Source organism: Catenuloplanes niger, from assembly GCF_031458255.1.
Lineage (GTDB): Bacteria > Actinomycetota > Actinomycetes > Mycobacteriales > Micromonosporaceae > Catenuloplanes > Catenuloplanes niger.
In genome coordinates, this window is the sequence record NZ_JAVDYC010000001.1 from 4,113,962 (window position 1) to 4,136,845 (window position 22,884).

A 22,884-nucleotide genomic window follows, 5' to 3' on the forward strand; every position below is an offset into this window, starting at 1 on the left:
CAAGCTGCAGAATCCGACGATCAGGAGGGTCATGTCGATGCAAGATCCCCGCATGGAGAGTGCGTGGAACACTTACCGCAACTTCCTCGATAACGCACCTCCGCACCAGGTAACCCAGGATCTCCGTAACCTCTTCGTGCCAGAGGACCTGATCACCGAATTGATCAAGCGCCACGAAGCCGAGTCCACCGTATTCGTCACCCTGAAAGAACCGTTGGGTGTGGGCCGAGAGAACTCGGTCAAGTGGTATGCGGGCCCACGAAGCGACGACAAGAACTGGCCTGCGTTCAAAGCACATCTGAGCAGGAGCCTCGACGAAGAGGCAATCGAGAAGATCAATGATTCGTCCGACAAGGTCGTCGCCATGTTGGATCACCCAGCGACAACCCGGTTCAGCTCCAAGGGTTTGGTCGTCGGGCACGTCCAGTCGGGCAAGACCAGCAACTTCACAGCGGTGATCGCCAAGGCCGCGGACCGCGGATACCGCATGTTCATCGTGTTGTCCGGCATCCACAACGCATTGCGACGGCAGACTCAGGCGCGGCTGATCCGGGACGTCGTAAACCTCAACCCGACGTTGTGGCACCAGATCACCAAGCTGGAACACGACTTCATGCCGTTGCCGAATCCCGCGGCACTGCTCACCGCCAGGGACCAGCACCTCCTATTGGTGGTGAAGAAGAACGCCGTTGTTCTCCGCAAGCTGAAGAACTGGCTGTCGAGCGCCAAGGCTCACCTGCAGAACTGTCCGGTCCTGTTGATCGACGACGAGGCCGATCAGGCCACGATCGCCACCAAGAACATCAATCCACTCATTGCGGACGTCATCGCCAGCCTGCCGCGAGTGTGCTACCTCGGATACACGGCCACACCCTTCGCGAACCTGCTGGCCGATCCCGACGGGGGTGACTTCTACCCGCGAGATTTCATCCTCAGCCTTCCGCGCAGCAAGGCGTACCAGGGTCCGGAAACGCTCTTCGGACGAGCTCCGCTCGACGGCGAGAACCCCGAGACGGTCCCCGGTGGGCTCGACATGATCAGGGAGATCCCGGAGAACGAGGTCGGCAAACTCAGACCGGCGAAGAAGGCGGACGCAGCGAATTTCGCACCGGAGATCACTCCGTCGCTCCGTGACGCGGTGTTGTGGTTCTGGCTGGCCACGGCTGCACGTCGCGTACGCTCCGGCAAGGTCCAGCACTCGTCGATGTTGGTCCACGCCCACTCGGACACCAGGGTGCACGACTCGTACGGACCTCCTCTGGAGGCGTTCAGACTCAGCATCCTGAACGAAGTACTGGACGGAGACACGAATCTTTCTCACGAGTTACGGATGCTCTGGCAGACAGAGACCGATCGGGTACCGGCGGATCTCATGGCCGAGAAGCACGTTCCGGTCGAGGACCTCATCGAAACCCTGCCCGCCGTGATCGCCGACACCAAAGTCATCATGGACCACTACCGCAGTACCGATCGGTTGGACTACGAGTCCGGGCCTGCGACGGTTATCGCGGTCGGCGGCAACACGCTCTCCCGAGGACTGACGCTTGAGGGCCTGGTGGTCAGTGTCTTCGTCCGGTCCTCGGACGTCTACGACACGCTGCTCCAGATGGGTAGATGGTTCGGGTACCGACCCGGCTACAGCGACCTGCCTCGAATCTACATGCCTGCACAGATGCGCCGCTGGTTCGCGCACCTTGCGACGGTCGAAGCCGAGATGCGGACGGAGATCGATCGACTCCTGGAAGAGCACAAGACTCCGTTGGAGCTCGCCGTCCGGATTCGATGCCACCCGAAGATGCGAGTGACCGCTCCGAGTAAACAGAAGGCGGCGGTACGGGCGGCAGCGGCCTACGGAGGAGCACTCGTCGAGAGTCGCTACTTCCTGGTCGCCCCCGAAGCCCAAGCGGTTGAATGGCTGAACACCAATGAGCAGGCGGTTCACGCACTGCTACGGTCCGCGTCGGAGCAGGGCAAGTACGAGTCGATCGATTCTGGGAAGTCACTCTGGCGAGGAGTCTCCACCGATCACGTCGTCGAGTTCGTAGAGCGTTACAACTTTCATGCGATGAACACAGACGCCCCGAACGGGCTGATCACCGCCTACATCAAGAAACGACACAACCGTGGCGGTTTGTACTCGTGGAACGTCGCTGTCGTCGGCAACCGTCCACGCGACGACCGCGACACCGTGACGCTTCCTGACGGCAAGAAGGTCGCGCCGATCATCCGAACCCGTACCGCGGCCAGTCGTGACGACGACGTCGCGGACATCAGGACGCTCACCGGTCCGCGTGATGAAGGCATCGACCTCTCCATCGCCCCCGACTCGTCGGTCAATCGTACGGTTCTGAAGCAGACCCGAGCCGAGCAACAGCCCGAGCGGGGGTTGGTCCTGCTGTATCCGATCGACGCGAGTTCGGCGCCGGAGTCGAGCTTCGATGCGGGTGATGACAAGCGCAGGAGGGGCCGTGACCGAGCGCCCCTCGCCGCACCGGGTCGCGTCGTCTGGGGCGCCGCGCTGGTGTTTCCCGAGCCGAGCCGGGGCGACGACGTACTGGTCGAGTACGACTACCTGGCTGCCGATTTGTCGAAGGTGTTCCCCACTGCCACGGACGAGGAGCCGGAGGACCTGTCCGTTCTGGAGCTGGACCAGGACAGTACCGATGGAGCGCCGGCCTCGTGACGACCGTGGACGGCCTCCGGGCCCTGCAACTGCGTAACCTCCTCGAGGCGCTCTGGTCGGATGTAGCGGTCCAGGTTCCGTCGACGGAGGCCGGAGGATTGGCCAGTGCCGAACTTGCGCTCGAGGTGCCCGCGGGACCGCTCCGGCTGGCCGTGGATGATGCCGGACATCGCCACCTCCTCGTCCCCGTCTCTCCGGAGGAGAGGTTGATCGGCGAGTGGCGCAGCGCCGGGGTGCAGCTGAACGTCCTGGTGAAGGTCGTCGACGACCAAGTTGTCCGTTTCCTCGACCTCGAGTGTCGCCGCGACGACCTCACCGGCGTATTCACCGGGCTCGCGGCGGACATATGCGCTCTGATCGCGAAGGACCGTCACATCTCCGGCCGGCAGCTTTCGGCCGTACTGGAATCCTGGCGGAAGCTCCTGTCGGGTGGCCAGGTATGGACGGTTCCGCGTCTGGCCGGCTTGTACGGCGAACTCGTGGTGCTGGAGCGTCTGCTCGATGCCGATCCGACGGCGACCGAGACCTGGGTCGGCCCGACCGGCGCACCCCAGGATTTCCGTCGCCGTGTGCATGCGCTCGAGGTCAAGACGACCACCTCGGCAGTCGGCCGAACCATCCGTGTGCACGGGACGGACCAGCTGGAGAGATCCGAGAACGGATCCTTGACGCTGCTCTGGAGCCGCTTCGCCGTCCGGCCCCACGGCGCGGCGGATGACCTCCCGGCGATCGTCGAACGTTGTCTGCAGAAGGCAGCCTCCGCTCTGCTGCTGCACCGCCTCGACGAGATCGGTCTGCCGTCGCTGACCTCCGAGGGAGTGCGTGGCGTCAGTTTCGAACTGTCGGAGCGGCGGATCTACGACGTCGGGCCGAACTTTCCGCGAATCACACCGGACCGATTCGTCGCCGGCATCGTGCCGGCCGGCGTGCAGCTCGTCGAGTACGCAGTCGACCTCGATACCGTCCCGGCCTCGAATCTGGACCTGACCACCGTCGCCCGTACCTTCATGGAGATTGCATCATGATGCCCGCCTGGTACGCGCAGCCTTTTCGCCCTGACGGCGGAATCACCGCCGAAGGGCTGCGCAATCAGCTGGGACGCCCCGCGCTGTCCGTCCTGACCGTATTGGTACGTGAATCAGCCCAGAACAGCTGGGACGCGAAGCGGGATGGCGATGTCGACTATCGGCTTGATCTGGTGACCGTGTCAGCCGTACACCGACGCGCCTGGGTCGATATGTTGGCGCCGGGCGCACCCGAGGATCCGACCGCCTCACGCACGCTGCCAAACTTCCTTAGAAGCTCCACCATCAGGTACCTCGCCGTATCGGACCGAGGAACAAGCGGTCTCGGTGGCCCGACCCGCTCGGACGTGCGGGCCGAGCCCAACGAGCGCGCCTGGTTGTCCTTCGTTCTGAACAGCGGCGAGAAGCAGGACGTGGACGGCGGGGGCGGAACGTACGGGTACGGCAAGGGTGCGTTCTTTCTGGCTTCGCGCGTAGGAACCGTACTAATCCACACCCGATTCCGCCACGAGGACCGGATCAGATCTCGATTGATCGGTTCTTCGCTGCTCAGCTCGACAACGATCGAAGACGTGCCGTACACCGGCCGTCATTGGTGGGGCATTCCGGACAGCAGTCACTGTGAACCGCTGACGGATGCAGCAGCAGATGCTGCCGCGCGAGCGCTCGGCCTGCCGGGCTTCAAGGACGACGAGACCGGCACCACGGTCGTGGTGCTGGATCCGGACCTCTCGGACCCGGCGGTGGAGGACGGCAGCGAGATGCCCGTCGAGCAAGCAGGCCGCTTCCTTGCCGACGCGGTCGCCTGGAATCTCTGGCCGCTCACTATCGACGGCCGGCCGAGCAAGCTGCGTACGACCGTTACCGCACACGGAACCAGGGTCGATGTCCCTTCGGAGAAGAACGACGCGGTCCTGGCCAGTTTCGCCATGGCCTATCGGGCGATGCAGGCCGAGGTGGAACCGAACATCCGTTGCGGAAATCCCAGGAAGGCGCTCGGTCGGTTTGCATCCGTGGACACGTTCGGCGCGAAGGTGACCTCACAAGCCGCAGCCGAGCTGGGATTGAGCGGCTCTCCGCACCATGTGTGCTGCATGCGTCGCCCCGACCTGGTCGTGCAATATCTAGAACAGCCTTCGAAGGCACATCCGGATGTCGGCTATGCCGGTGTATTCAAAGTGGAGGACGAGCTCGACCGCATATTCGCGAAGGCGGAGCCACCTACCCACGACGCATGGATCGATGCACAACTCTCCGGACGAGAGGCCACGTTCGTCCGTGTGTACCGTCGGCGCCTCAACGAAGAGTGTGCGAGGCTCGTCGGTCCGAAAGCGCGGGACGCCAAGGTGTCTGAAGCACCGGTCGGACCGGTCGCTCAACGGTTGGGCTTTCTGCTCGCCGGTGTGGGAGGCACGGGCGCGTCCGAAACGACACCGTCTGCTTCCTCGAAGGGCGGCTCCGACGGGACCGGTGGTGAAACGGGCGGTGGCGTTCCTGGACGATCGGCCGGCCGGCAGAACCCGTCCGCCGGAGACCGGAAGCGGCATCGCGCCGTCATGGTCGGCAAGCCGTACTTCCGTTCTCGTGGTGGTCGCGTCCTGCTGGCGCAGAAGGTTCGGGTGTTCGCCGGTACGACCGTACGAGGCCTCGTGACGGTGATAACCGGCGAAGGTTCACCGGAATCGGCGAGTCCCGCCGGTAGTGATCTGCCGCAGGTACTCGGATGGCGGCACAACGGCGCCGTACTCCCCGGTGACAGCTTCGCGGCCGGCGACGACTCCGTCGAGGTCGACATGCTGATCGCGGCGGTTGAGGACGCCGCGATCGACGTCAGCATTGAAATGGTGGACTGATGGGGATTCGGGCCTACCCGTATCGAACGGCAGACGAGTACGTCACCGCAGCATCATGGAAATCTACCGACGACGGTGCTCCGGTCGGTGAGTTCCTGACGTCCTGGGACTACAGCACGGTATTGAGGTTGCAGCGTGAGGTCGAGGTCGACATCGCCACCGTGTTCAACGAGTGCGGTCTCCCATCGACAGCCCGATTGGCGCTCGACGTCCGGTACTGGCCGACCACTTCGCTCATCCGGCGGACCGCGGCTCACCGGTACCTCGGTAAGACGGACACGGCGGGCCGCGTACGAGAGATACTCGACGTGGAGATCTCCGGCGCGGATCTGGCCGCATCCCTGACCGTGGAGACGACTCTCGTCCTGGCAGAGGTGCCGAACGGCACGGAGCCGTTCGTGGCACGCCGGCCGGGGAGCATCCTCTGGCGGGACGAGGCAGCTATCCGGCTGGAGGGGTCCGCCGGCCTTCTTCCGGTCGCGCCGGTCAGCTTCGCGGCACAAGGCCTTCCTGAACAAGCCGCCTGGTACGTCAGCCTCGACTCCTCGGAGTGGAACAGCGCGGCGATGGGAAGCCTCCTGGTCCTGCTCAACGACGACAATGCCGCCGTGCGCCGCGCGACGGCAGCCCCCGACGACCCGAGTTCAGCAGTGATGCTGGATGCGTTGACGGTCGACGTCGTCTGCGATCTGGTCGGGCGCGCCCTGATGGACGAGGAATTCCCGACCGCAGGGGTTTCCGACGGCAACACGTCCGACATGTCGACCGCCGCCCTGGTACAAGGGCTCATCAGAGCATTCCTCAGCATGCCGGCCGAAACCCTGGAGGCGGCTACGGAACGGCTGCGGGACGAGTGGCAACGAGATCCGTCACGTGTACGGGCTCGAGCTCAGAGCAGTCTCCGCTTTCCTGGAAGTCAGGCGGCATGAGCACTCTTTACCCGCGTTTGCTCCCGAACGAGATGGAGAGGCTCTTCTCCGCCATGCACGGCCGCGATCCGCAAAGCCTTCGGAGTGATGCGTCGGTCAGCTCCGCGCATGCAGTCTTCGCGGCGACCGGAGGCACGAGGGTCAGCAAGGACGAGTTGCAGTTGCTCGCCGCAGAGTTGGAGAAGCTCGCGGCCGCGAGCCGATACCCGTCGGCGCCCACAGTGGTGGAGCGAAACGAGTTCGATCGATCGGTTGCCAAACTCCTGCATCAGCGGTCGGGGATGACCCCGGGCGAGGCCTCGCAAAGGCAGGTTTGGGCCTTCTTGGCGCTCGTGCTGGTCCCGCATCTATGCGCCTGGCGCTTCCCGATGAAGGAGGACGGAACCTACGTCACCGATCGATTCAAGGGCACCGATCTGACGCGGCACGCCCTCGCACGCCTCTGGAGCAGAGCGTACGTACTTCACGATCCGTCGGCGGCGGACCCGTACGCCCTGCTGTCCGGCATGGGTGAGGCAGACCTTGATCAGATCATGTCCCGACGTCGGTCACTGGCGGCCACACCCGCCCTGGTCCGCGCTGTCGTTCGCGCGCACGTCGAGGACGGCGAAACGGGAAGCGACGTCCCGGCCCGTGACGTCCTTCGGGACTCCTTGCAACGCCTGCTACGCCTGACGGCTTTCCTCAATCTGGACTGGTTCTCGGACGAGCAGCTTCTCGGCTTGGTCCGCGAGCAGCGCGAAGAGTCGAGAAAGCATCTGGCGGTACGGTGACCGACATGACGGCTGCACCACGCCCCGTACCGAGTTCGCCCGGTGTGTCGGGTCGCATGAGTCGGCAGAAGCGACGCGATACGGCCCCGGAGGTGGCTCTCCGTAAGCTGTTGCACGCCCGAGGTCTTCGATTTCGGGTGGCGTGGCCCATCCCCGGTATGAGCCGCAGGTCCGTGGACATCGCCTTCACCAGAGCCCGAGTAGCGGTATTCGTCGACGGCTGCTTCTGGCACATGTGTCCCGTCCATCAAACGAGCCCGGCCTCGAACTCGGAGTGGTGGTCCACCAAGCTGGCAACGAACCAGGCCAGGGACATCGCGACCAACAATCATTTGACGGAATCCGGCTGGACCGTCGTTCGAATTTGGGAGCACGAGGACCCCGAGAAGGCAGCCGAGCGCGTGATGAACTTGGTTCGCCCTCGACCGATCGAAGGCGAACCGAGCATCTAGCTGTCGCCGAGGCGCTCGTCGAGGCTCTCGGCGACGTATGAACCGAGAGCCTCGGCCAGCTCGACCGGGACGGCGTTACCGATCTGACGGGCGATCTGCACCTTCGATCCGCACCACCTGAAAGTGTCGTCGAACCCCTGCAAACGAGCGGCCTCCAGATGAGTGATCGCTCGGTGCTCGGTCGGATGAAGGTAACGGCCCTTCTCCGGCTTGAAGAACTCGGTGCGGATCGTCACGGACGGGCGATCCCAGCGCAGACGGCCCATTACGTCGCCGGACCCCGAGGTGTGCTTCAACCAACACGGACTCTTCAGGTCGTCGGGGAGATTGAACCGGTTCCCCCCCTCCGGGATGTGACGGAAACGCTCCTGCGAGATGGGCTGATAACTACGCGTCAGGTGAAGGGCGAGCCCTTCGAACGGACCCGCCACGGATACTCCGTGATGCGTCACGCTTCTCCCCGTCGGAAGAAGTTGGTCGTCCTCGTGCACCGTAGGGAGATCCTTGATCCGGTCCCCGACCGTCTGCCAGCTGTCGCGTGCGAACTTTCCGTTCGGGATCTCGATGGCCCGACCCAGATCCTTTCGAGTGCCGATCACGATGGCTCGTCGTCGGACCTGTGCCGCACCGAAGTCAGCCGCGTTGACCACACCGTCTTCGAGCTGGTAGTCCGCAAGACGGCCACCGGGCTCGGTCTCCTCGCGCAGCAGACGGAATTCCTCACTGCGCAGGAAACGATCGACGTTCTCGATGATGAAGACCGCTGGCTTGATCTTCACGAGGACCCGGACGTACTCACGCCAGAGCTGATTGCGCGGGTCGTCGAGGCGCTTCGCACCGAGGTTGGAGAATCCCTGGCACGGAGGCCCGCCTACGACGACCTGCGCCTGCAGCGCGGCCCCGGTAGGCTCCCAGTCCGCGATGCTGCCGTGATACACGACCTCTCGGCCGAAGTTCTCCGCATAGGTGGTTGCCGCGGCGAGGTCGACCTCTACGGCACCGACCGTACGGAATCGACCCGTGTGGTGAAACCCTGATGTGATGCCGCCGCACCCGGCAAAGAGGTCAACCACTCGGAACGTCTGTGCCATGCCAGTACCTTAGCCGGCCGGATCGCTCTCAGCGGATCCGTGCGACCGGATCCGACGATCGTTGTGTCAGAGATATCTGACACAACGATCGTCGAGCGCATCAGCTACCAGAACGGGTCCCAGGCATCTGGTGAACCGGTTCTGGTCGTCCGCCGACGGGACCCGAAATCCTAGCTATCCGATCCGCCGTCGGACGGTGCGGCTGTGCGGGAGCGGTGGCGGTAGTGGGCGATTGCGCGGGCGGTCAGGAGGTCGATGGCGGCGGCGTCGGTGAGGGCGGCGACCAGGATTGCGGCGCCGGGGAGGAGGCGGGCGGCGGTGCGGAGGGCGAGCCAGCCGCCGAAGCGGGCGGCGAGAGGGGTGGCGAGGCGCCAGATGCCCTCCAGGGGGTGGGCACGCAGCAGGCCGCCACCGTGTTCGCCGACCGCGTTGTCCAGGGCGGCGCGGGCGCTTTCCCGGCTGGCGTGCAGCCGCAGCAGGACCAGCAGGTCCACCGCGCGTTCCGGGTCGGTGGGGTCGGCGCCGTAGGCGGCTGCCACCCGCAGCACCACGGATGCCTGCACCCATGCCACGGAGGCGTACTCGACCACCGGCGCGTAACCGCCGGTGGTGGCGGCCAGCATGCCGGTCACGGCGGAGGTTCGGGCGGACCGCATCGTCGCGAGCCGGGCCAGGGCGTCGGCGTCCGCCGCCGGGTAGAGAGCGCGCATCTGGCGTGCCCACTCGCCGGCCCGCGGGCCGAGCGTTTCCACGGCGGACAGCGCCAGCAGTTCGCCCGCGTGGCCGGGCCGCTCGATGACCTTGGCGCGCAGGTTGGGTGCGGCGACGGCTGGTGACTCGCTTTCGGGGGCCTCGCCGGGGAGCTGGTCGGTGACGTTCCCGGCCGGAAGGTGCGCGCCTCGGGCTTTCTCCGGCTCGTCCGCGGTGCCGGCTGCGATCGGTGCTTCCGCCGCCGGCGGTGTCTCGACCCGTGCGGGAGCCGCAGCCTCAGCGACGGCGGTCGCCGGCTCAGCAGCCGGAACCTCGGCCACGACGTCTCCTGCCCCAGCGGCCGGACCCTCGACCGGTGCCGTCGTCTCGGCCACGCCGTTTTCCGGCCCAGCGGGCGCACGCTCGACCGGCGTCAGCACCTCGGCCACGCCGTTCTCCGGTCCAGCGGCCGGAGCAGAGGTCTCTGCCACGTGGCCCGGCTCAACGGCCGGAACCGGAGTCTCGGCGACGACGGGGGCTGGTCTGGCGGCCGGAACCTCGGCGACGGCAACGGTCTCGGCGACTACCGGGCCGGGCTCGACGGCCGGAACCTCAGCCGGAGGCGGAGTCTCGGCGACGACGGGGCCTGGCCCGGCGGCCGGAACCTCGGCGGAGGCAGCGGTCTCGGCGACTACCGGGCCCGGCTCGACGGCCGGAACCGGAGCCTCGGCGACGACGGGGGCTGGCATCTCGGCAGATGCGGGAGTCTCGGTGACGACGTGGTCCGGCTTGGTGAGCGGAGTTGCGGCCGGTGGAGTCACGACATCCGTCAGGCCGGTGGGCGAGGTCCCAGTCGGTGCCGAGGATGGGGCGCCGGTGACGACGTCCGCTGGGCCGGCGGACCGGGACTTCGCAGGCTTCTCCGCGTGGGCGTCGGTGTGCGGGGCGACGAAGATCTCCGGCGCCGAGGAGCTTTCCGCCGGAAGCGCGGCCGGAGCCGGGGTTTCCGTCGGCGTTCCCGTCTCTGCGGACGTCCGCGTTTCCGTGGGCACCGCGTCGGTGGGGAGGAGGAGCTGTGGTGCGGAGCGCTTGGCCGGAATTCGCCGGGGTGCCGCGGCCTTCTTCGTGGCCTTGGTCACCTTGGGGCGTGTGGCCGGCGCGGGATCGGCCGGTTCCGCGGTCACAGTGGACGGTGCCGAAACGTCCGGGTCCGGCGGCGCCGCGTCTTTCACTGCCTCCACGTCGGTAGTGGCGGCTGATTCCGGCGCCTCGATGTTCTGTGGCGTTTCGGCTGCTGACGACTTTGCGGACGATGCGGCGCGACGTGGGGACGGCGCCTTTCGGGGTGCCTGTGAAGCGGCCTTCCGGGGCGTCGCGGCCTTTCGGGCCGGTGCTTTTCGCGCCGACGGCGTGTCCACCGTCACATCGGGCGATTCCGGGTCCGGCGGCGCGGTGTCGCGTACCGCCGGCGGCTCCTGGTTTTTGGGTTGTTCACCCGCTCTGACCTGCGGCGGAACGGTTGGCGGTGGGGTCGGGGGCTGGAACGTCACCGCCGGTGGGGGCGTTTTGCGGCCCGCGCCCGGCTCGATCTTCGGCTCGGTGTGCTCCGGCTCGGCGGCTCGGAACGGTGCCTGCGACGGCCGCGCCCGATCGCCTGACCGTTTTCCCGCCCGGCCCGGTTCGCCACCGCGCCGCGTGCCCTCCGCATGGTCCTCCATGCCCAGGTAGCCTAGCTGTTGACCACGGTTTTGCAGCGCGGCGACCGTGCCAGGAAAACCCGTTCCGGCGTGGTCGAGAGGGTTGCTTTGCTCGCACCGGACCGGGCACGGTATCCTCGTTCCGCGGTGGCCTCCGGGCTGCCGAGGAGACTTCGCCTAGTCTGGTCTATGGCGCCGCACTGCTAATGCGGTTGGGGTTTAACGCCCCTCCCGGGTTCGAATCCCGGAGTCTCCGCGCGAAAGTCAGGTGTGTATGCTGACTGAGCAAGCAAGGAAGTAGCAAGGCAAGCGCCCGTAGCTCAATGGATAGAGCATCTGACTACGGATCAGAAGGTTAGGGGTTCGAGTCCCTTCGGGCGCACAATATGCCCCCTGAGCTGCGAAGCTCAGGGGGCTTTTTTGTGTCTCGCTCGCGCTACAGCGTTCGGTAAGCATCTGACTCGTCGGGTATTGCTGCCAACGCTGTAGCACGAGAAGGGTTACCTAGCGTGAACAGCAACGAACACACGTTCGCCTCGTACGACCGGTTCCTCCGGCTCCGGCGGCGCAGCCCGAAGACGATGGTCGGCTACTTCGACTCCCTCGGGCAACTCGCCCGATTCCACGAAGACGGCGACCTGCTGACGCTCGGACGCCAGGAGGTCGAGGACTTCTTGCTCGACATCACCCAGGAGCGCGGCCTCTCCCAGACGACCGCCCTGGTCCGCTTCCGCGACCTCCGCGCCTTCTACAACTGGGCGGTGGCCGAGGAGCTCATCGACGCGTCGCCGATGGCCCGGATTCCCACACCTCAGATCGTTGACGAGGCGCCGGCCATCGTCCCGGACGAGGACATCAGGAGTCTGCTCAAGGCGGCCTCGGGGCGCACCCACGACGATCGCCGCGACACCGCCATCATCCGGCTCTGGTGCGAAGCCGGCTCCCCTCGCGTGGCGGAGATGGCCGGCATTCAGGAACCCGACCTCGACATGCGGCGCGATCGGGTCACGCTGCACGGCAAGGGCGGCAAGACCCGCACGATCCCGTTCGGCGCGTCGACCGGCCAGGCCATCGACCGGTACCTGCGGGAGCGTCGCAAGCACCGGGACGCGCGTCGGTACAGCGAGCTGTGGCTCGGCGCCCGCGGGAAGCCGCTCGGCCCGAGCGGGCTCTACCAGATGCTCGTGCGGCGGTGCCGGCAGGCGGGGATCGGCCGGATCCACCCGCACCAGCTGCGCCACACGGCCGCGCACATCTGGAAGATGGAGGGCGGCTCGGACTCCGACGCGATGGAGCTGTTCGGCTGGTCCTCGGCGGAGATGCCGCGGGTCTACGGGCGGTCTGCGGCGAACGACCGTGCACAGGCCATCGCGCAGCGCAAGTCCATTGCGGACAGACTGTGATGCGCAGCTCTTGCGCGCCCGGCTACTATTCGTACGTATGTTCGATTGACCCGCAGTTGACTGTTCGGGCAGTCAGCCCGGCCCAGGCGGTTTGCAACTTTGCCGACGCGGTGGGGCAGCTTTTTCGAGCGTGAAACTACTGTGGGCAATCTGATGATCACCACGGCGGGGCCATACGTCGGTGAACACGCAAGGAGGCACCATGCACACCGTCCCCGTCCTCGCGCGCATCGTCCTTCCCGCAGCTGCTCTCGCAGGTCTCAGCCTGGTCGTGGCTCTCCGGAGCACGCGCCGACCTGCGACGCAGCCGATGGAGGAACTGCTTGACCGGGCGCGAGAGGAAGGACGGGCGGAGGGGCACCAGCGGGGGTTGCGAGAGGGCATTGCCCAGGGGTTCGTGCTGTTCCTGCGCGAGGAGGGCGTCGCCTTCACTGCCGACGAACTCGACGCGGTGAGGTACGCACCCCGGCGTCACCTGAAGGTGGTACCGGAAGCCAACTGAACCGACTCGCGGCAGGCCGGGGCCGCGACCGCCACACGAGACGAACCGCCGCCAGGGGCCATCCCGGCGGCGGTTCTCTATTTCCTCAACGACGCGAGGCCGCTTCGGGTTGCGCGACCTTACCAAGATCGACGATCTTGGTGTGCCCCGCCAGAAATATGGCGCTACATCGGATGTGCGTCGACATAGCCAGTTCAGGCGGTGGTGAAGATGGTTCTCTCGGCGGCATGCAGGCTTCGCGTCCTACCGCCGAGGCGCACCTCCGCCACCATCTCGCCCTCCTCCAGGTCCAGCGCTGCCTCTTCGTCTTCGTCGGCGGCCGGCCGGATGAGGACTTCGGCGCCGCGCGGGATCGCGACGCGGGTGCGCTCGGGTGGCATGCGCACCATCGTGCCCCGCCCGGCCTCGGTGACGACCAGGCGCTGACGACGGAGGACGTCGAGAGCGTTGCGGCAGGCGGTCTTGCCCACGCCGTACTCCTGCTGGATCGCCGCCTCGGACGGCAGATAGGTGCCGGGCCGCCACTCGCCGACGCGGATGCGCTCGCGCAGCGCGTCGGCCAGCTGCCGGTGCAGCGGCCGATCCGAGCGCGAATCGATCATCGGGCGACCGTACGGCCGCCGGTTCGCCTGGAGTCCTGGAGTCCTAGAGCCCTAGGGCTCCCGGACACGGCAGCTGGGCAGCGGAGATCGAGCGGCATCTGCCGCTTCGTCTTGCCGGGTCAGTTGCCGGTGCCGGTGTCAGCTTCCGGACTCTCCTGCCGGATGCGGGCGGCAACTGCCGACGCGCGCACCAGCCGGTAGCGGCCGCGGGTGCGGTGGACCTCGCCGAAGTCGCCATCGTCGATCATGCGGCGGATCGTCTGTTCGCCGCCCGGCAGGCCGGCAGCTGCCCAGGCGGCGGCGACCTCTTTGATCTTCAGCCACCGGTCTTGCTCCACCGCGGTCCCCTGCCTGCCGACTCTGCCAACTCTCACGAGATGGCTCATCGTCCCAGATCGCAGCGTCGTCGCGTACCCCAAGGTCGTCACGCCCCACAGTCTTACAACACTGTCAACCTTTACAACTCTTACAACTCTGTGCCACTCTCTCCGGCATGGACATCGAGACCTTCCTCGACGCGCTCGGGACCGCCTGGCGGTTCGCTCGAGCGCACGAGGACGCCGTAACGATCGCGGTTGGCGGTGCGCTGGTCCTCGCCGCGCTGGTCGCGATGAAGCGCGCGGACCGCAAGACGGGCCGGCCGGACCGGGTGCTGCGCCGCTGGCTCGGGCTGGCCATCCTGGGCTTCTCCGCTGAGGGCATGTGGGAGGTGGCGAGCGAGGATCTCAATCTCGCCCGCGGCCTGGCGCTGATCTTCTTCGCGATCGGGGACGTCGCGATCATCTGCGAGATGATCACCGCCGAGAAGTCCCGCCTCGGCAGCATCAAACAGCGCAAGCACCTGCGCGCGGTCTGGACGATCGCCACGATCCTCGGCGCGATCGTGGCCTGCTCGGCGGACACGCCGGTCGAGATCCCGCTGCGCTTCGTCCTGCCGCTGCTCGCGGTCTGGGTGTGGAAGCTGGGCCTGCAGGAGCTGGGCGAGAACGAAGTCGTCGAGCGCGACGAGAACGCGCTGACCTGGATGATCGGCCCCTGGCTGCGGCAGCGCGTGATCGCGCTCGGGCTGGCCAAGCCGGGTAAGGCCGACCTGGAGACCATCGACCGCGCACAGCTGATCGACCGACTGACCAGGCTGCGGTTCCGGCTCTGGAAGGCGGGGCGCGACGGCAAGACCGCGCTGGTCACCAAGCTGACGGCCCGCTGGCACCGGCTCACCCTCGACGCGGACGACGCGATGCTCGCCGAGGTCGCTGAGCGCGTGCAGCGCACCCTCGTCGCCGAGGCCCGCACCCGGCCGCTGACCGCAGAGCAGGTCGACCAGCTGGCCGCCACCGAGCGCGCCGCGGCCGAAGCGATTGCCGCCGCCGAGCAGGCAGCAGCGAACGCGGTTGCCGCCGCCGCCGATACCGAGCGGCAGCGGGACGCGGCTGTTGCCGATCTCGCCCGGCAGCTGGACGAGGCGATCGCCGCCATGGAGCGGCAGCAGCACGACGCGGAGGCGGCAGCGGCCGAGCAGCGGCGGCAAGCCGAGCGGCAGCAGCAGGCGATCGCGGCCGCGGTTGCCGCCGCCGAAGAGGCGGAGCGGCAGCGACAGGCGGACGTCCGGCAGGCGGCGGCGGAGGCTGCCGGTCTGCGGCGGCAGATCGAGCGGCAGCAGCAGGACGCGGCGGCGGCGGCCGAGCGGCAGCAGCGCGCGGTGGCGGCGGCCGAGGCGGCGCGGCGGGAGGATGCGGCGGCGGCACAGCGGCTTGTTGCCGAACTGCGGCAGGCGGCTGAGGCGGCAGCGGCCGACCGGCGTGAGGCGGTGGCCGAGGCCGGGCGGCAGGCGGAGCGGCAGGTGGCCGAGATGCGGCGGCTGTTGGACGACGCGCGCGGCGAGTCGGCGGCACGGGGCGCGCAGGTTGACCAGCTCCGCGCCGAGCTGGCGGAGGCGCGGACCCGGCCGGCGCGGCGGACCAGCGCGGAGGAGACTGCGGCCCGGGTCGCGGAGTACCGCGAGGAGCATCCGACCGCAACGCAGGAGGCGACCGCGAAGGCGCTGCGCCTGGGCGTGCGCACAGTGCGCACGTACTGGTCGGCCGCAGAGCTGGCGGAGGCGGCCCGATGAGCGCCCCCGAGCCGGTACAGATGAGTCCGGTGCAGCAGGGCGAGGCGCAGATCGCGCGGGCGGACGGGAAGGCCCAGGCAATCGGGGCGATCGCCGGGACGATGCTGTCGATCAGCGCTGCCGGTCTGTCGATCACGGCTCTGCCGAGCCCGGTACGCGCCGGCGGCTGGACGCTGGTGGCGGTGTGGCTGGTCTCCGTGGGCCTGCTGCTGCTGGCGCTGCGTCCCGATCTCGCCGGTGACCACGGGATCGTCCGCTGGGCGCGGCTATCGCTCAACGAGTTGCGAGCCGAGTTGAACACCGCCGACCCGATCCGCGACACCGAGGCCCGCACGGTCGCGTGGCTCTCGCGGGCCGCGGTCCGCAAGCACCGGCGGATCCGGCTCGCCATCGACCTGCTGATCGCGTCGCCCGCCACCGCGCTGGCCGCGGCCCTCATCGCCTGGCTGCTCTAACGGCTCCCGTCGTGCCCGGCTCATCACCCGGGCGCGCGCGGCGGCCGTCGGATCACCGGCCGAAATCCCCGACACCGACAAGGAGTCCCCGATGCATGAGCACACCGCGCGGCTCGTCCGCCGCCTGGAGGAGGGCGCGCGCGAGCTGACCCGCGCCGCCAGCAACCACGCCGGCCGCGAGGCCCAGCTTCGGCGCGACGCCGCGGCCGGCGCGGAGGCCGCCGCGAAGCGGCTGCGCGCCGACTACGCCCGCGATCTGCCGTACGAGGCGCACGAGCGGTACGACCTGCTCGCCACCGCCGCCGAGTGCGGCGGCTGGGTCGGCGACGGGCACCCCTCGCACCGAGACCAGATGACCAGGCCCGCGGTGCTCGCCCGGCTGGCCAGCGACGGTCTCCTGGTCAAGGTCGACGGCGCCGCCCTCAACCGCTACTTCCTCGCCCGTCCCCGCTGACCAGGAGAACCCCGTGCCCATCCCGCTCACGCTCCACCAGCAGGTCTGGATCGAGACCGCAGGCCGCGAGCGGCCGGCCACCGTCATCGGCATCGACGAGGACCTGCTGACCGTCCGCTACGCCGACGGCGGCCAGGCCGTCATCCGCGTCGCGCACGTCCACGACCGCCCGACCCCGTGACCACCGACCCGCCCCCGACACAGGAGAGCCGCGTGCGCCCCCGCCAGAACCCGTTCCGTCGCTACAACATCCGCGTCTTCGACGCAACGTTCCAGGTGCTGCGCAACCGCAACATCGAGATGACCCTCAACCTCGACCACCCCCGGATCGAGGGCCGCCTGGACCGGATCCTGGCCACCTACACCCAGACCGCGATCGACGCCGGCGAGCCGATGCGCGAGCCGCGCATCGAGCTGTGGGACGTCGAGAACGGCCGCAAAGCGCGCGACTGGGACGGTGCCTGATGGAGCACGTGATGACCCCGACCGGGGTGGCGGTCCTGCTCATCCTGGCCCTGGCGATCGACTACACCTCCGCCGGGCCCGCCAGCCTCCGCGACCGAGTCGCGTTCCTCATGGCCATCCCCGCGATCCGCGAGGGCTGGAACGGCTCGGACGCGGACCTGTGGCTGACCGACCGGCTCACCGGCGTCATCCAGTCCGCCCTGGACATGCAGGGCAACGCCTACATCGCCGGCGCGTCCGCGAGCCTGCTGCTGGGCGTGGCCGTGTTCGGCGTCTGGCTGTACGGGATGGCGTGCGTGGTCCCGGACATCAAGATCACACAGAAGTACGCGGGGCGGTTCGTCACGACGCAGTTCCCGACCACCGACATGTACCGGATCAATACCCGCCTGTGGCTGATCGCTATCGCGCTCGGCTTGTTCGCGGAGCTGCCGGGCGGTAACGCGGGCGCTATCACGGCGGGGTCCGTGGACTGGCTGGCGGGATTCTTCGCTCCGCTTCCCGGCTGGATCTTTGGAGTCTGAGATGACCATTCTTGCTGTCGCGTCCGCCACGCCAGAGGACCGGTGGGAGTTCGTTTTCCTCATCGCCGCCGTCGTTCTGTTCTTCGGCGCACGTGAGCTGTACGAGCGGCGTGCCGGCGTCGGCCGGCACGCCGCGGGGGAGAGCCCCTCCCCTACCCCACCGGCCCGGGCCAGCGGAGGGGGTTCACCCAGTTCGCAGCGTGTGAACCCCCGCGATGAACCTGAAGATGAACCCCGCGAGACCCCCTCGTTTGAACCCCCGCCGCTCCGCGGCCAGGTCGCCGAGGAGGCCCGGCACCGGCTGCGGATGCTCGGCCTCGCGCTGACCGGGCAAGCCCCCGAACCCGCCGAACCCGCCGAGGAAGAGCGGTTCGAAGAAGAGGAAGAGACCGTCGAAGAGTACGCGATGCGGATGGCCGAGAAAGGCTTGACGATCGCCCGAACCGCCCGCGGTATCCAGGACCACTGGGCCTATTCCGAAAGCCATGCCAAACGGATCGCCCGGGCCGCGAAACACGAATTCCTGAGTAAGGGAAGTGCCGATGGAGACCGCGATGACTGACGACCGGAGCCAGACCGAAGACCTCGGTGAGCTGACGACCGAGGAGATCGCGGCGATCCGCGCGGCACGCACCCGCCGGCGCCCGCCGAGCCGCGGCAGCCTGGCGGTGCCCTCCGCCCGCCGCCGCACCGCGTACCGAGCCGCCGGGATCGCGCTCGGCGCGCTGCTCGCCGTCGTGCTGCTGGTGCGCCTCGGCCAGCTCGTGATCGACAACCCGCTCGCGGCAACGCTCGTGGTCGGCATCGCCGTGCTGGTACTGCGCTCGCACGCAACGTCGGCCGCACGGCACGCCGGCCGGGCGTGGCGATGGCTGCGCACCCGCCGCTGACCGACCCGCCGTGCAGCACCTGGACTCACCCGGGTGCTGCGCGGGGACGGCCAGACCGGCTGCCCAGACAGGAGACCAGCATGAGCCGCTACGCCACCGACGCTCGCGTCAACTGGGACGGCACGACCGCAACCATCCCCGACCCCGGCAACGGCGCATGGCGCGTAGAGGAGGGACCGAACGGGTCGAAGGTCTACAACCAGGCGGGCGAGTTCATCACCGACCTGTCGTTCAAAACGGTCGACGCATCAATCGCTGACATCATCGGACCGCCCGCGTAATCCGCAGCACCAAGGGCCGTACCCCTCGCGGGTGCGGCCCTTGGTCGTGCCGGGCCTACGCCGGTCGCGTCTCGTTGTAACCTCCGAGGCAGCGGCTACGCTGCCGCACCCAGTCCTCAGCCTGGGGAGGCTGCCGTGGGGCGGACGGTCGAAGTCGACGAGGAATGGCGCGCCCGCCTGCGTGATCTACGTCAGGCGCGCGGACTCTCTCAGCGTGACCTCGGCCGGCGAGCGCTCAGCTCGAAGACGCAGATCAGCGACTTCGAGACGGGCAAGGCGTGCCCGACGGAGGAGACCGTGAAGCTGCTGGACGACGCGCTCGGCGCGGCGGGTGAGCTGGTGAGGCTGGCGCAGACCATCACCATCCCGCGCCGCCAGGCGGTACAGCTCGGCCTAGCCGCGATGGCCGGCGGCCTTGCCAGCAGCGCATCGCCGCACCGCACCGGCCGCGTGGGATCCGCCAGCGTCGACCGGCTGCAGCGGCGCGCGGCGAGGCTGCGGCGGCTGGACGACCTGGTGGGCGGTGCTGACACGTATCGGGTGTACCTCGGCGAGGTGGCCGCGACCGAGGCGCTGCTGGCCGACGGCAGTTACTCCGATGACGTCGGGCGGCAGCTGCTGTGCCTACTGGCTGAGCAGGCACAGCAGGCGGGCTGGGCCGCCTTCGATGCTGGCTGGCAGCCGGAGGCGGAGAGGCTCTACCGCCTCAGCCTCGCCGCCGCAGAGCAGGCACGGAACACCGCGCGCACGGCCGCCGAGAAGGTGCCCGCCGCCGCGCTCGCGGGCAACGCGCTGGCGCTGCTGGCCTACCAGCTGCTGGCGCTGCGGCGGCCGGCGAGCGAGCTGGCGATCGAGGCGTGCCGGACGGCGGGCGACGACGTTCCGGCCAGCGTCCGGGCGCTGCTGAACGAGCGGTGTGCATGGGCGCTGGCGATGGCCGGCCGTGGCGATGCCGCCGCGGGACACATGGACATCGCCACCGCCGCGGCCGTGGCGCACGGTCCGGGTGAGCCGGATTGGTCGGCGTGGGTGGACGCGACCGAGGTGGAGATCATGCGCGGCCGCGTCTGGTCGGTGCTGCAGCGGCCGATCCGCGCGATCCGCGCATTGGAGGACGCGCTCGAAGGGATGCCGGAGACCCACGCCCGCGACAAGGCGCTCTACACCTCATGGCTGGCGGACGCCTACGTCGACGCCGGCGAGCCGGAGAAAGCGGTCGAGCTCGCCATAGACGCGCTCGACCTCGCGGATGGCGTCGCGTCCGTTCGCCCGTGGGAGCGAATCGAGGCGGTCTCAGACCGGCTCCCGGCAGAGCTACAGGCGGGACATGACCTGCGCGAGCGCCTCGCTGCAACTAGGCCTGCGGTGCCGTCGTTGCCCGCTGGAGCCACGCGAGATACGCCGGCGTTGCCCGGACCAGCGGAATGGCGATGACCTCGGGGTTGTCCCACGGGTGCGCCTCGACCAGGTGGGCCTCCAGGGCCGCGTAGCTGGCATCGGTGGTGCGCAGAAGCACCTGCCACTCCTCGCCCGTACCCACCTCGCCGAGGTGCCGGAACACCGACTCGACCGGTCCGACGATCTGTGCCGACCCGGCGAGGGACGCCTCGATCGCAGCTCGGGCGATCGCGACGGCGTCATCATGCGAGGGAACGGCAGTGGCCACGAGCAGCGCGTCGGTCATAGCCCTAGCTTACGAGCCTGATCAGCGCAAGACGGCCCGCTGTCCGCCTCGTGTCCGGAAACGGCCGGACAGTGTGGAGAGTGGACCGGACGCCGGGCGACCGCCGGACCCCTACTATTCGCCCCCGGTCATGGACAGGCTGTTGGTGGCGCGGCGATCGTCCATTACACAGGTCGCCCCACGGCCATCAGCAGGTCGCCGCGCCGTCGACGAGCGCAGTGGGAACGGGATGGCCCTCGAACTCGCTGCGCTCCCGGATCCGGGTGCGGCGGCAGCTGCGGTGACCTAGCGCTGCTGCCGCGCCCCGGCGCGAAGGGAGCAGCACTGTGACTCGCGGCTGGACAACGTACGCCACCGTGCTGGCGCCGCCGCACGACCCGCTGCGGCCGAGCTGGCTCTGCGCGCAGGACGGGCAGGCGTGGCCGTGCGACGTTGCCCGCGCGCAGCTTGCCGCTGAGCACGGGGATGCTCTTGCCGCGGTGCTCGCCGAGCAGCTGGTACTCGCGGCGCGGGAGATGCCGAATGCGCGCCCGGCCGACCTCCACAAGCGCTTCGTGGCGTGGACGTGAGCGGCCGCCCTGCGGCGCGCGAGGCCGGACCGTGGATGCCTGACGGAGCGTGGCTCGGGCGGGCTATGTCCGTCGGACAGCCCTCGGTCTCGCCCCTCGGCGGCGCCGGCGGCGGCCAGATCACCGCGAGGCTGCACCTCGGGACGGATGGAATCGTGCGCATCCGGCTGTCGGTACTGGCTGCGCCGGGAGTACACGCCACCGCGTGGCTGCTGATGGACGAGTGGGAGCGGCTGGCCAAGCGCGTGGCCGAGCGGCAGCAGGAACGCCCCGCGTGAGGGGCGCGACGGATGAGCCGGTCGACGCCGTGATCGAGCACCGCGCGGCGCGGCGAACCGTGGAGGCCCACGAGACCCGCGGGCACTGCGGGCTGATCTGCCGCAGCGACCCGGCTGCGTGTACCCAGATCATCTGGGCGCGCGAATACCTCGCCAGGCGAGGCGAGCTGGACCAGGTCGCCGCGGTGGCGGCCGGAGAAAAGGAGCGAGAGATGCTGCACACCCAGGACGCCAGCACGATCGTCGGCTGGCAGAAGGGCCGGCGCTGCGACAACAGCGGCCCGAACTGCGTCGAGGTCGCATCGGTGCCGACCGGGGTGGCGATGCGCAACAGCGCCGCGCCGACCGGCCCGGCGCTGCAGTTCACGCCGGAGGAGTGGAACACGTTCCTCGCCAGCGCGAAGGACGGCGACTTCGACCACCTCACGACCGCCTGACAGCCCGCGCGGGTGCGGCTCCCGAGCGGACAAGCACTCGCGCGGGCGGCGGCTCCGGCCCCCGGTACGGCTGGAGCCGCCATCTACTCCTCGTCCTGGGTTCCCACGGTGGCAGGACGGGTTGAGAGCGACCCCGGGTGACCCCCGCCAGGCACCCGGGGTCGCGTCATACTGCCTAATCGATTATGTTGGGGCAGTCGCGGGCCCGGACAGCCAGGGTTGAGAGCGGCGGGAGATCGCGCTGGGCTGGCTGGGCGCGAGGCCCCTCGGGGTCGCTCGGATGCCCGCCGCCGCCCGCGGACGCACAGAACGGCCCGCCCCGGGGATTCCCCGGGGCGGGCCGACTGGTGTGGTGGTCGGGAAGTGGTGGATCAGCTGGCGGTGGCCGGCGGCGTGGCGCCCGCGGGCTCGACCTGGGGGCGCACGCCGAAGAGGGCGAACGCGGCGATGACCGCGCCGGAGATCGCGCCGATCGTGCCGTCGGCGACCGCGAAGCCGTACTCGGCGAGCAGCGCGGCGCCGGCCGCCACGGCACCGGTGAAGAGTGCCGGAGCGATCGGGCGGGTGGTCACCGCCATGATGACCGCCGCGATCAGCGAAGTGATGGCCGCGGCCGCGCCGGCGTCGATGCCGGGCACGTTGAGCGCGGCGAGGACGGTGAGCAGGGAGCCGATCGCGCCGATGACGAGCGCGGGCTCCCGACCGAAAATCTTCATGATCACTCCTGGATTGATCGCACACGTGTGCTAGCGCGCGTAGCCTGCGGACGTGCAGGACGCGGAGAGGGTGGAGCACTGGTTCAACGGCCAATGGGGCATGGCCAGGAAAGACGTGCTGCTGGAGCGCGATCCGGACGGCACGTGGGCCGTCGTCGGCGTGAGCCGCTGGGGGCAGCGCCGGGAAGAGCGCGTGCAGTGGCGCGGGCTCACTGAGGACCGCGCGCGCCGCGGTGTCGACTACCTGATCGGCTGGGCGCCGGGACCGCGGTCGAAGTGGCGCCCGCTCAGCCGGTGAGGCTTCTGGATCGCAATTTGGCG

General features: G+C 68.7%; 28 protein-coding genes and 2 tRNA genes. 24 read left to right on the forward strand and 6 right to left on the reverse strand.

Features of this window, described 5'->3' with window-relative positions:
• Positions 1-52: 52 nt before the first annotated feature.
• Genes J2S44_RS17895 through J2S44_RS17920 form a run of 6 tightly spaced genes read left to right on the forward strand, consistent with a single transcriptional unit; the run spans position 53 to position 7,715 of the window.
• The gene (locus J2S44_RS17895) at positions 53-2,683 is read left to right on the forward strand and encodes a Z1 domain-containing protein (protein WP_310415054.1); all 2,631 of its coding nucleotides are present in this window, start codon (positions 53-55) and stop codon (positions 2,681-2,683) included.
• Complete coding sequence (locus tag J2S44_RS17900; RefSeq protein ID WP_310415057.1) at positions 2,680-3,708, forward strand: PD-(D/E)XK motif protein; 1,029 nt, start codon at positions 2,680-2,682, stop codon at positions 3,706-3,708. Before J2S44_RS17895 ends, J2S44_RS17900 begins: the two co-directional genes overlap by 4 nt.
• Positions 3,705-5,561 carry a hypothetical protein gene (locus J2S44_RS17905; protein WP_310415059.1) on the forward strand — a complete coding sequence of 619 codons (1,857 nt, stop codon included), beginning with the start codon at positions 3,705-3,707 and terminating at the stop codon, positions 5,559-5,561. Before J2S44_RS17900 ends, J2S44_RS17905 begins: the two co-directional genes overlap by 4 nt.
• Positions 5,561-6,490 (forward strand): hypothetical protein, encoded by a 930-nt coding sequence (locus J2S44_RS17910; RefSeq protein ID WP_310415062.1) that lies wholly within the window; start codon positions 5,561-5,563, stop codon positions 6,488-6,490. The genes J2S44_RS17905 and J2S44_RS17910 overlap by 1 nt, the downstream gene beginning before the upstream one ends.
• The gene (locus J2S44_RS17915) at positions 6,487-7,263 is read left to right on the forward strand and encodes a DUF6339 family protein (protein ID WP_310415065.1); all 777 of its coding nucleotides are present in this window, start codon (positions 6,487-6,489) and stop codon (positions 7,261-7,263) included. The genes J2S44_RS17910 and J2S44_RS17915 overlap by 4 nt, the downstream gene beginning before the upstream one ends.
• A 56-nt stretch (positions 7,264-7,319) precedes the next feature.
• A complete protein-coding gene (locus tag J2S44_RS17920; protein ID WP_310415067.1) occupies positions 7,320-7,715 on the forward strand; it encodes a very short patch repair endonuclease in 396 nt (131 codons plus the stop codon).
• On the opposite strand, the gene J2S44_RS17925 is transcribed toward J2S44_RS17920, so the two are convergent.
• Both J2S44_RS17925 and J2S44_RS17930 read right to left on the reverse strand, forming a co-directional pair.
• Positions 7,712-8,806, reverse strand: a complete 1,095-nt coding sequence (locus J2S44_RS17925) for a DNA cytosine methyltransferase (RefSeq protein WP_310415069.1) — start codon at positions 8,804-8,806, stop codon at positions 7,712-7,714. The two genes, J2S44_RS17920 and J2S44_RS17925, sit on opposite strands and share 4 nt — an antisense overlap.
• Before the next feature lie 170 nt (positions 8,807-8,976).
• Entirely contained in the window at positions 8,977-11,214 is a 2,238-nt protein-coding gene (locus tag J2S44_RS17930) for an EcsC family protein (protein WP_310415072.1), read from the reverse strand.
• Between the two features lie 145 nt (positions 11,215-11,359).
• Between J2S44_RS17930 and J2S44_RS17935 the strand changes: the two genes are divergently transcribed.
• From J2S44_RS17935 to J2S44_RS17950, 4 genes are all read left to right on the forward strand, one after another.
• A tRNA-Ser gene (locus tag J2S44_RS17935) sits at positions 11,360-11,449 on the forward strand.
• Positions 11,450-11,502: 53 nt separating this feature from the next.
• Positions 11,503-11,575: transfer RNA gene (locus J2S44_RS17940), tRNA-Arg, on the forward strand.
• 127 nt (positions 11,576-11,702) lie between these two features.
• Positions 11,703-12,596, forward strand: coding sequence for a tyrosine-type recombinase/integrase (locus tag J2S44_RS17945; protein WP_310415075.1), 894 nt, complete (start codon positions 11,703-11,705; stop codon positions 12,594-12,596).
• Between the two features lie 202 nt (positions 12,597-12,798).
• On the forward strand, positions 12,799-13,098 hold the full coding sequence (locus J2S44_RS17950; RefSeq protein WP_310415077.1) for a hypothetical protein: 300 nt from the start codon (positions 12,799-12,801) through the stop codon (positions 13,096-13,098).
• 194 nt (positions 13,099-13,292) lie between these two features.
• On the opposite strand, the gene J2S44_RS17955 is transcribed toward J2S44_RS17950, so the two are convergent.
• Together J2S44_RS17955 and J2S44_RS17960 are read right to left on the reverse strand one after the other, a co-directional pair.
• Positions 13,293-13,700 carry a GntR family transcriptional regulator gene (locus J2S44_RS17955; protein WP_310415080.1) on the reverse strand — a complete coding sequence of 136 codons (408 nt, stop codon included), beginning with the start codon at positions 13,698-13,700 and terminating at the stop codon, positions 13,293-13,295.
• 119 nt (positions 13,701-13,819) lie between these two features.
• Complete coding sequence (locus J2S44_RS17960) at positions 13,820-14,038, reverse strand: hypothetical protein (RefSeq protein WP_310415083.1); 219 nt, start codon at positions 14,036-14,038, stop codon at positions 13,820-13,822.
• Positions 14,039-14,193: 155 nt separating this feature from the next.
• Here J2S44_RS17960 and J2S44_RS17965 point away from each other — a divergent pair, with 155 nt between their 5' ends.
• The 10 genes from J2S44_RS17965 to J2S44_RS18010 all read left to right on the forward strand — a co-directional run bounded on the left by J2S44_RS17965 (position 14,194) and on the right by J2S44_RS18010 (position 20,313).
• The gene (locus J2S44_RS17965; protein ID WP_310415087.1) at positions 14,194-15,810 is read left to right on the forward strand and encodes a hypothetical protein; all 1,617 of its coding nucleotides are present in this window, start codon (positions 14,194-14,196) and stop codon (positions 15,808-15,810) included.
• Complete coding sequence (locus tag J2S44_RS17970; protein ID WP_310415090.1) at positions 15,807-16,265, forward strand: Pycsar system effector family protein; 459 nt, start codon at positions 15,807-15,809, stop codon at positions 16,263-16,265. Before J2S44_RS17965 ends, J2S44_RS17970 begins: the two co-directional genes overlap by 4 nt.
• Positions 16,266-16,356: 91 nt before the next feature.
• Entirely contained in the window at positions 16,357-16,719 is a 363-nt protein-coding gene (locus J2S44_RS17975; RefSeq protein ID WP_310415092.1) for a hypothetical protein, read from the forward strand.
• Between the two features lie 13 nt (positions 16,720-16,732).
• Positions 16,733-16,900: a hypothetical protein gene (locus J2S44_RS17980; protein WP_310415095.1), complete on the forward strand. Its 168-nt coding sequence runs from the start codon at positions 16,733-16,735 to the stop codon at positions 16,898-16,900.
• 32 nt (positions 16,901-16,932) lie between these two features.
• On the forward strand, positions 16,933-17,184 hold the full coding sequence (locus J2S44_RS17985; RefSeq protein ID WP_310415098.1) for a hypothetical protein: 252 nt from the start codon (positions 16,933-16,935) through the stop codon (positions 17,182-17,184).
• Positions 17,185-17,195: 11 nt separating this feature from the next.
• Positions 17,196-17,708, forward strand: coding sequence for a hypothetical protein (locus J2S44_RS17990; protein ID WP_310415102.1), 513 nt, complete (start codon positions 17,196-17,198; stop codon positions 17,706-17,708).
• Position 17,709: 1 nt separating this feature from the next.
• The gene (locus J2S44_RS17995) at positions 17,710-18,270 is read left to right on the forward strand and encodes a hypothetical protein (protein ID WP_310415106.1); all 561 of its coding nucleotides are present in this window, start codon (positions 17,710-17,712) and stop codon (positions 18,268-18,270) included.
• The gene (locus tag J2S44_RS18000) at positions 18,263-18,598 is read left to right on the forward strand and encodes a hypothetical protein (protein ID WP_310415108.1); all 336 of its coding nucleotides are present in this window, start codon (positions 18,263-18,265) and stop codon (positions 18,596-18,598) included. The genes J2S44_RS17995 and J2S44_RS18000 overlap by 8 nt, the downstream gene beginning before the upstream one ends.
• Before the next feature lie 80 nt (positions 18,599-18,678).
• On the forward strand, positions 18,679-18,879 hold the full coding sequence (locus tag J2S44_RS18005; RefSeq protein WP_310415111.1) for a hypothetical protein: 201 nt from the start codon (positions 18,679-18,681) through the stop codon (positions 18,877-18,879).
• Positions 18,880-19,014: 135 nt separating this feature from the next.
• Positions 19,015-20,313 carry a helix-turn-helix domain-containing protein gene (locus J2S44_RS18010; RefSeq protein WP_310415114.1) on the forward strand — a complete coding sequence of 433 codons (1,299 nt, stop codon included), beginning with the start codon at positions 19,015-19,017 and terminating at the stop codon, positions 20,311-20,313.
• Here the strand turns inward: J2S44_RS18010 and cutA are convergent.
• Positions 20,234-20,563: a divalent-cation tolerance protein CutA gene (cutA, locus tag J2S44_RS18015; protein ID WP_310415118.1), complete on the reverse strand. Its 330-nt coding sequence runs from the start codon at positions 20,561-20,563 to the stop codon at positions 20,234-20,236. The genes J2S44_RS18010 and cutA overlap by 80 nt on opposite strands.
• 326 nt (positions 20,564-20,889) lie before the next feature.
• On the opposite strand from cutA, the gene J2S44_RS18020 reads away from it, so the two are divergent.
• The 3 genes from J2S44_RS18020 to J2S44_RS18030 all read left to right on the forward strand — a co-directional run bounded on the left by J2S44_RS18020 (position 20,890) and on the right by J2S44_RS18030 (position 21,847).
• The gene (locus tag J2S44_RS18020) at positions 20,890-21,132 is read left to right on the forward strand and encodes a flavin reductase (RefSeq protein WP_310415119.1); all 243 of its coding nucleotides are present in this window, start codon (positions 20,890-20,892) and stop codon (positions 21,130-21,132) included.
• Between the two features lie 65 nt (positions 21,133-21,197).
• A complete protein-coding gene (locus tag J2S44_RS18025; protein WP_310415122.1) occupies positions 21,198-21,410 on the forward strand; it encodes a hypothetical protein in 213 nt (70 codons plus the stop codon).
• Positions 21,411-21,622: 212 nt separating this feature from the next.
• Positions 21,623-21,847: a DUF397 domain-containing protein gene (locus J2S44_RS18030; protein WP_310429755.1), complete on the forward strand. Its 225-nt coding sequence runs from the start codon at positions 21,623-21,625 to the stop codon at positions 21,845-21,847.
• A gap of 371 nt (positions 21,848-22,218) precedes the next feature.
• On the opposite strand, the gene J2S44_RS18035 is transcribed toward J2S44_RS18030, so the two are convergent.
• Entirely contained in the window at positions 22,219-22,563 is a 345-nt protein-coding gene (locus tag J2S44_RS18035) for a hypothetical protein (protein WP_310415123.1), read from the reverse strand.
• 52 nt (positions 22,564-22,615) lie between these two features.
• On the opposite strand from J2S44_RS18035, the gene J2S44_RS18040 reads away from it, so the two are divergent.
• Positions 22,616-22,861 carry a hypothetical protein gene (locus tag J2S44_RS18040; protein WP_310415126.1) on the forward strand — a complete coding sequence of 82 codons (246 nt, stop codon included), beginning with the start codon at positions 22,616-22,618 and terminating at the stop codon, positions 22,859-22,861.
• The last annotated feature ends 23 nt before the right edge of the window (positions 22,862-22,884 follow it).

What these genes read in the sequence shown, in the direction of transcription:
- J2S44_RS18030 (WP_310429755.1), top strand. Translation starts at nt 21,623, where the DNA reads ATGCTGCACACCCAGGACGCCAGCACGATCGTCGGCTGGCAGAAGGGC.
- J2S44_RS17920 (WP_310415067.1), top strand. Translation starts at nt 7,320, where the DNA reads ATGAGTCGGCAGAAGCGACGCGATACGGCCCCGGAGGTGGCTCTCCGT.
- cutA (WP_310415118.1), bottom strand. Translation starts at nt 20,563, where the DNA reads ATGACCGACGCGCTGCTCGTGGCCACTGCCGTTCCCTCGCATGATGAC.
- J2S44_RS17975 (WP_310415092.1), top strand. Translation starts at nt 16,357, where the DNA reads ATGCATGAGCACACCGCGCGGCTCGTCCGCCGCCTGGAGGAGGGCGCG.
- J2S44_RS17965 (WP_310415087.1), top strand. Translation starts at nt 14,194, where the DNA reads ATGGACATCGAGACCTTCCTCGACGCGCTCGGGACCGCCTGGCGGTTC.
- J2S44_RS17910 (WP_310415062.1), top strand. Translation starts at nt 5,561, where the DNA reads ATGGGGATTCGGGCCTACCCGTATCGAACGGCAGACGAGTACGTCACC.
- J2S44_RS17955 (WP_310415080.1), bottom strand. Translation starts at nt 13,700, where the DNA reads ATGATCGATTCGCGCTCGGATCGGCCGCTGCACCGGCAGCTGGCCGAC.
- J2S44_RS17895 (WP_310415054.1), top strand. Translation starts at nt 53, where the DNA reads ATGGAGAGTGCGTGGAACACTTACCGCAACTTCCTCGATAACGCACCT.
- J2S44_RS17930 (WP_310415072.1), bottom strand. Translation starts at nt 11,214, where the DNA reads ATGGAGGACCATGCGGAGGGCACGCGGCGCGGTGGCGAACCGGGCCGG.
- J2S44_RS17950 (WP_310415077.1), top strand. Translation starts at nt 12,799, where the DNA reads ATGCACACCGTCCCCGTCCTCGCGCGCATCGTCCTTCCCGCAGCTGCT.
- J2S44_RS17905 (WP_310415059.1), top strand. Translation starts at nt 3,705, where the DNA reads ATGATGCCCGCCTGGTACGCGCAGCCTTTTCGCCCTGACGGCGGAATC.
- J2S44_RS18035 (WP_310415123.1), bottom strand. Translation starts at nt 22,563, where the DNA reads ATGAAGATTTTCGGTCGGGAGCCCGCGCTCGTCATCGGCGCGATCGGC.
- J2S44_RS17925 (WP_310415069.1), bottom strand. Translation starts at nt 8,806, where the DNA reads ATGGCACAGACGTTCCGAGTGGTTGACCTCTTTGCCGGGTGCGGCGGC.
- J2S44_RS17995 (WP_310415106.1), top strand. Translation starts at nt 17,710, where the DNA reads ATGACCATTCTTGCTGTCGCGTCCGCCACGCCAGAGGACCGGTGGGAG.
- J2S44_RS17915 (WP_310415065.1), top strand. Translation starts at nt 6,487, where the DNA reads ATGAGCACTCTTTACCCGCGTTTGCTCCCGAACGAGATGGAGAGGCTC.
- J2S44_RS18005 (WP_310415111.1), top strand. Translation starts at nt 18,679, where the DNA reads ATGAGCCGCTACGCCACCGACGCTCGCGTCAACTGGGACGGCACGACC.
- J2S44_RS18025 (WP_310415122.1), top strand. Translation starts at nt 21,198, where the DNA reads ATGTCCGTCGGACAGCCCTCGGTCTCGCCCCTCGGCGGCGCCGGCGGC.
- J2S44_RS17990 (WP_310415102.1), top strand. Translation starts at nt 17,196, where the DNA reads ATGACCCCGACCGGGGTGGCGGTCCTGCTCATCCTGGCCCTGGCGATC.
- J2S44_RS17970 (WP_310415090.1), top strand. Translation starts at nt 15,807, where the DNA reads ATGAGCGCCCCCGAGCCGGTACAGATGAGTCCGGTGCAGCAGGGCGAG.
- J2S44_RS18000 (WP_310415108.1), top strand. Translation starts at nt 18,263, where the DNA reads ATGACTGACGACCGGAGCCAGACCGAAGACCTCGGTGAGCTGACGACC.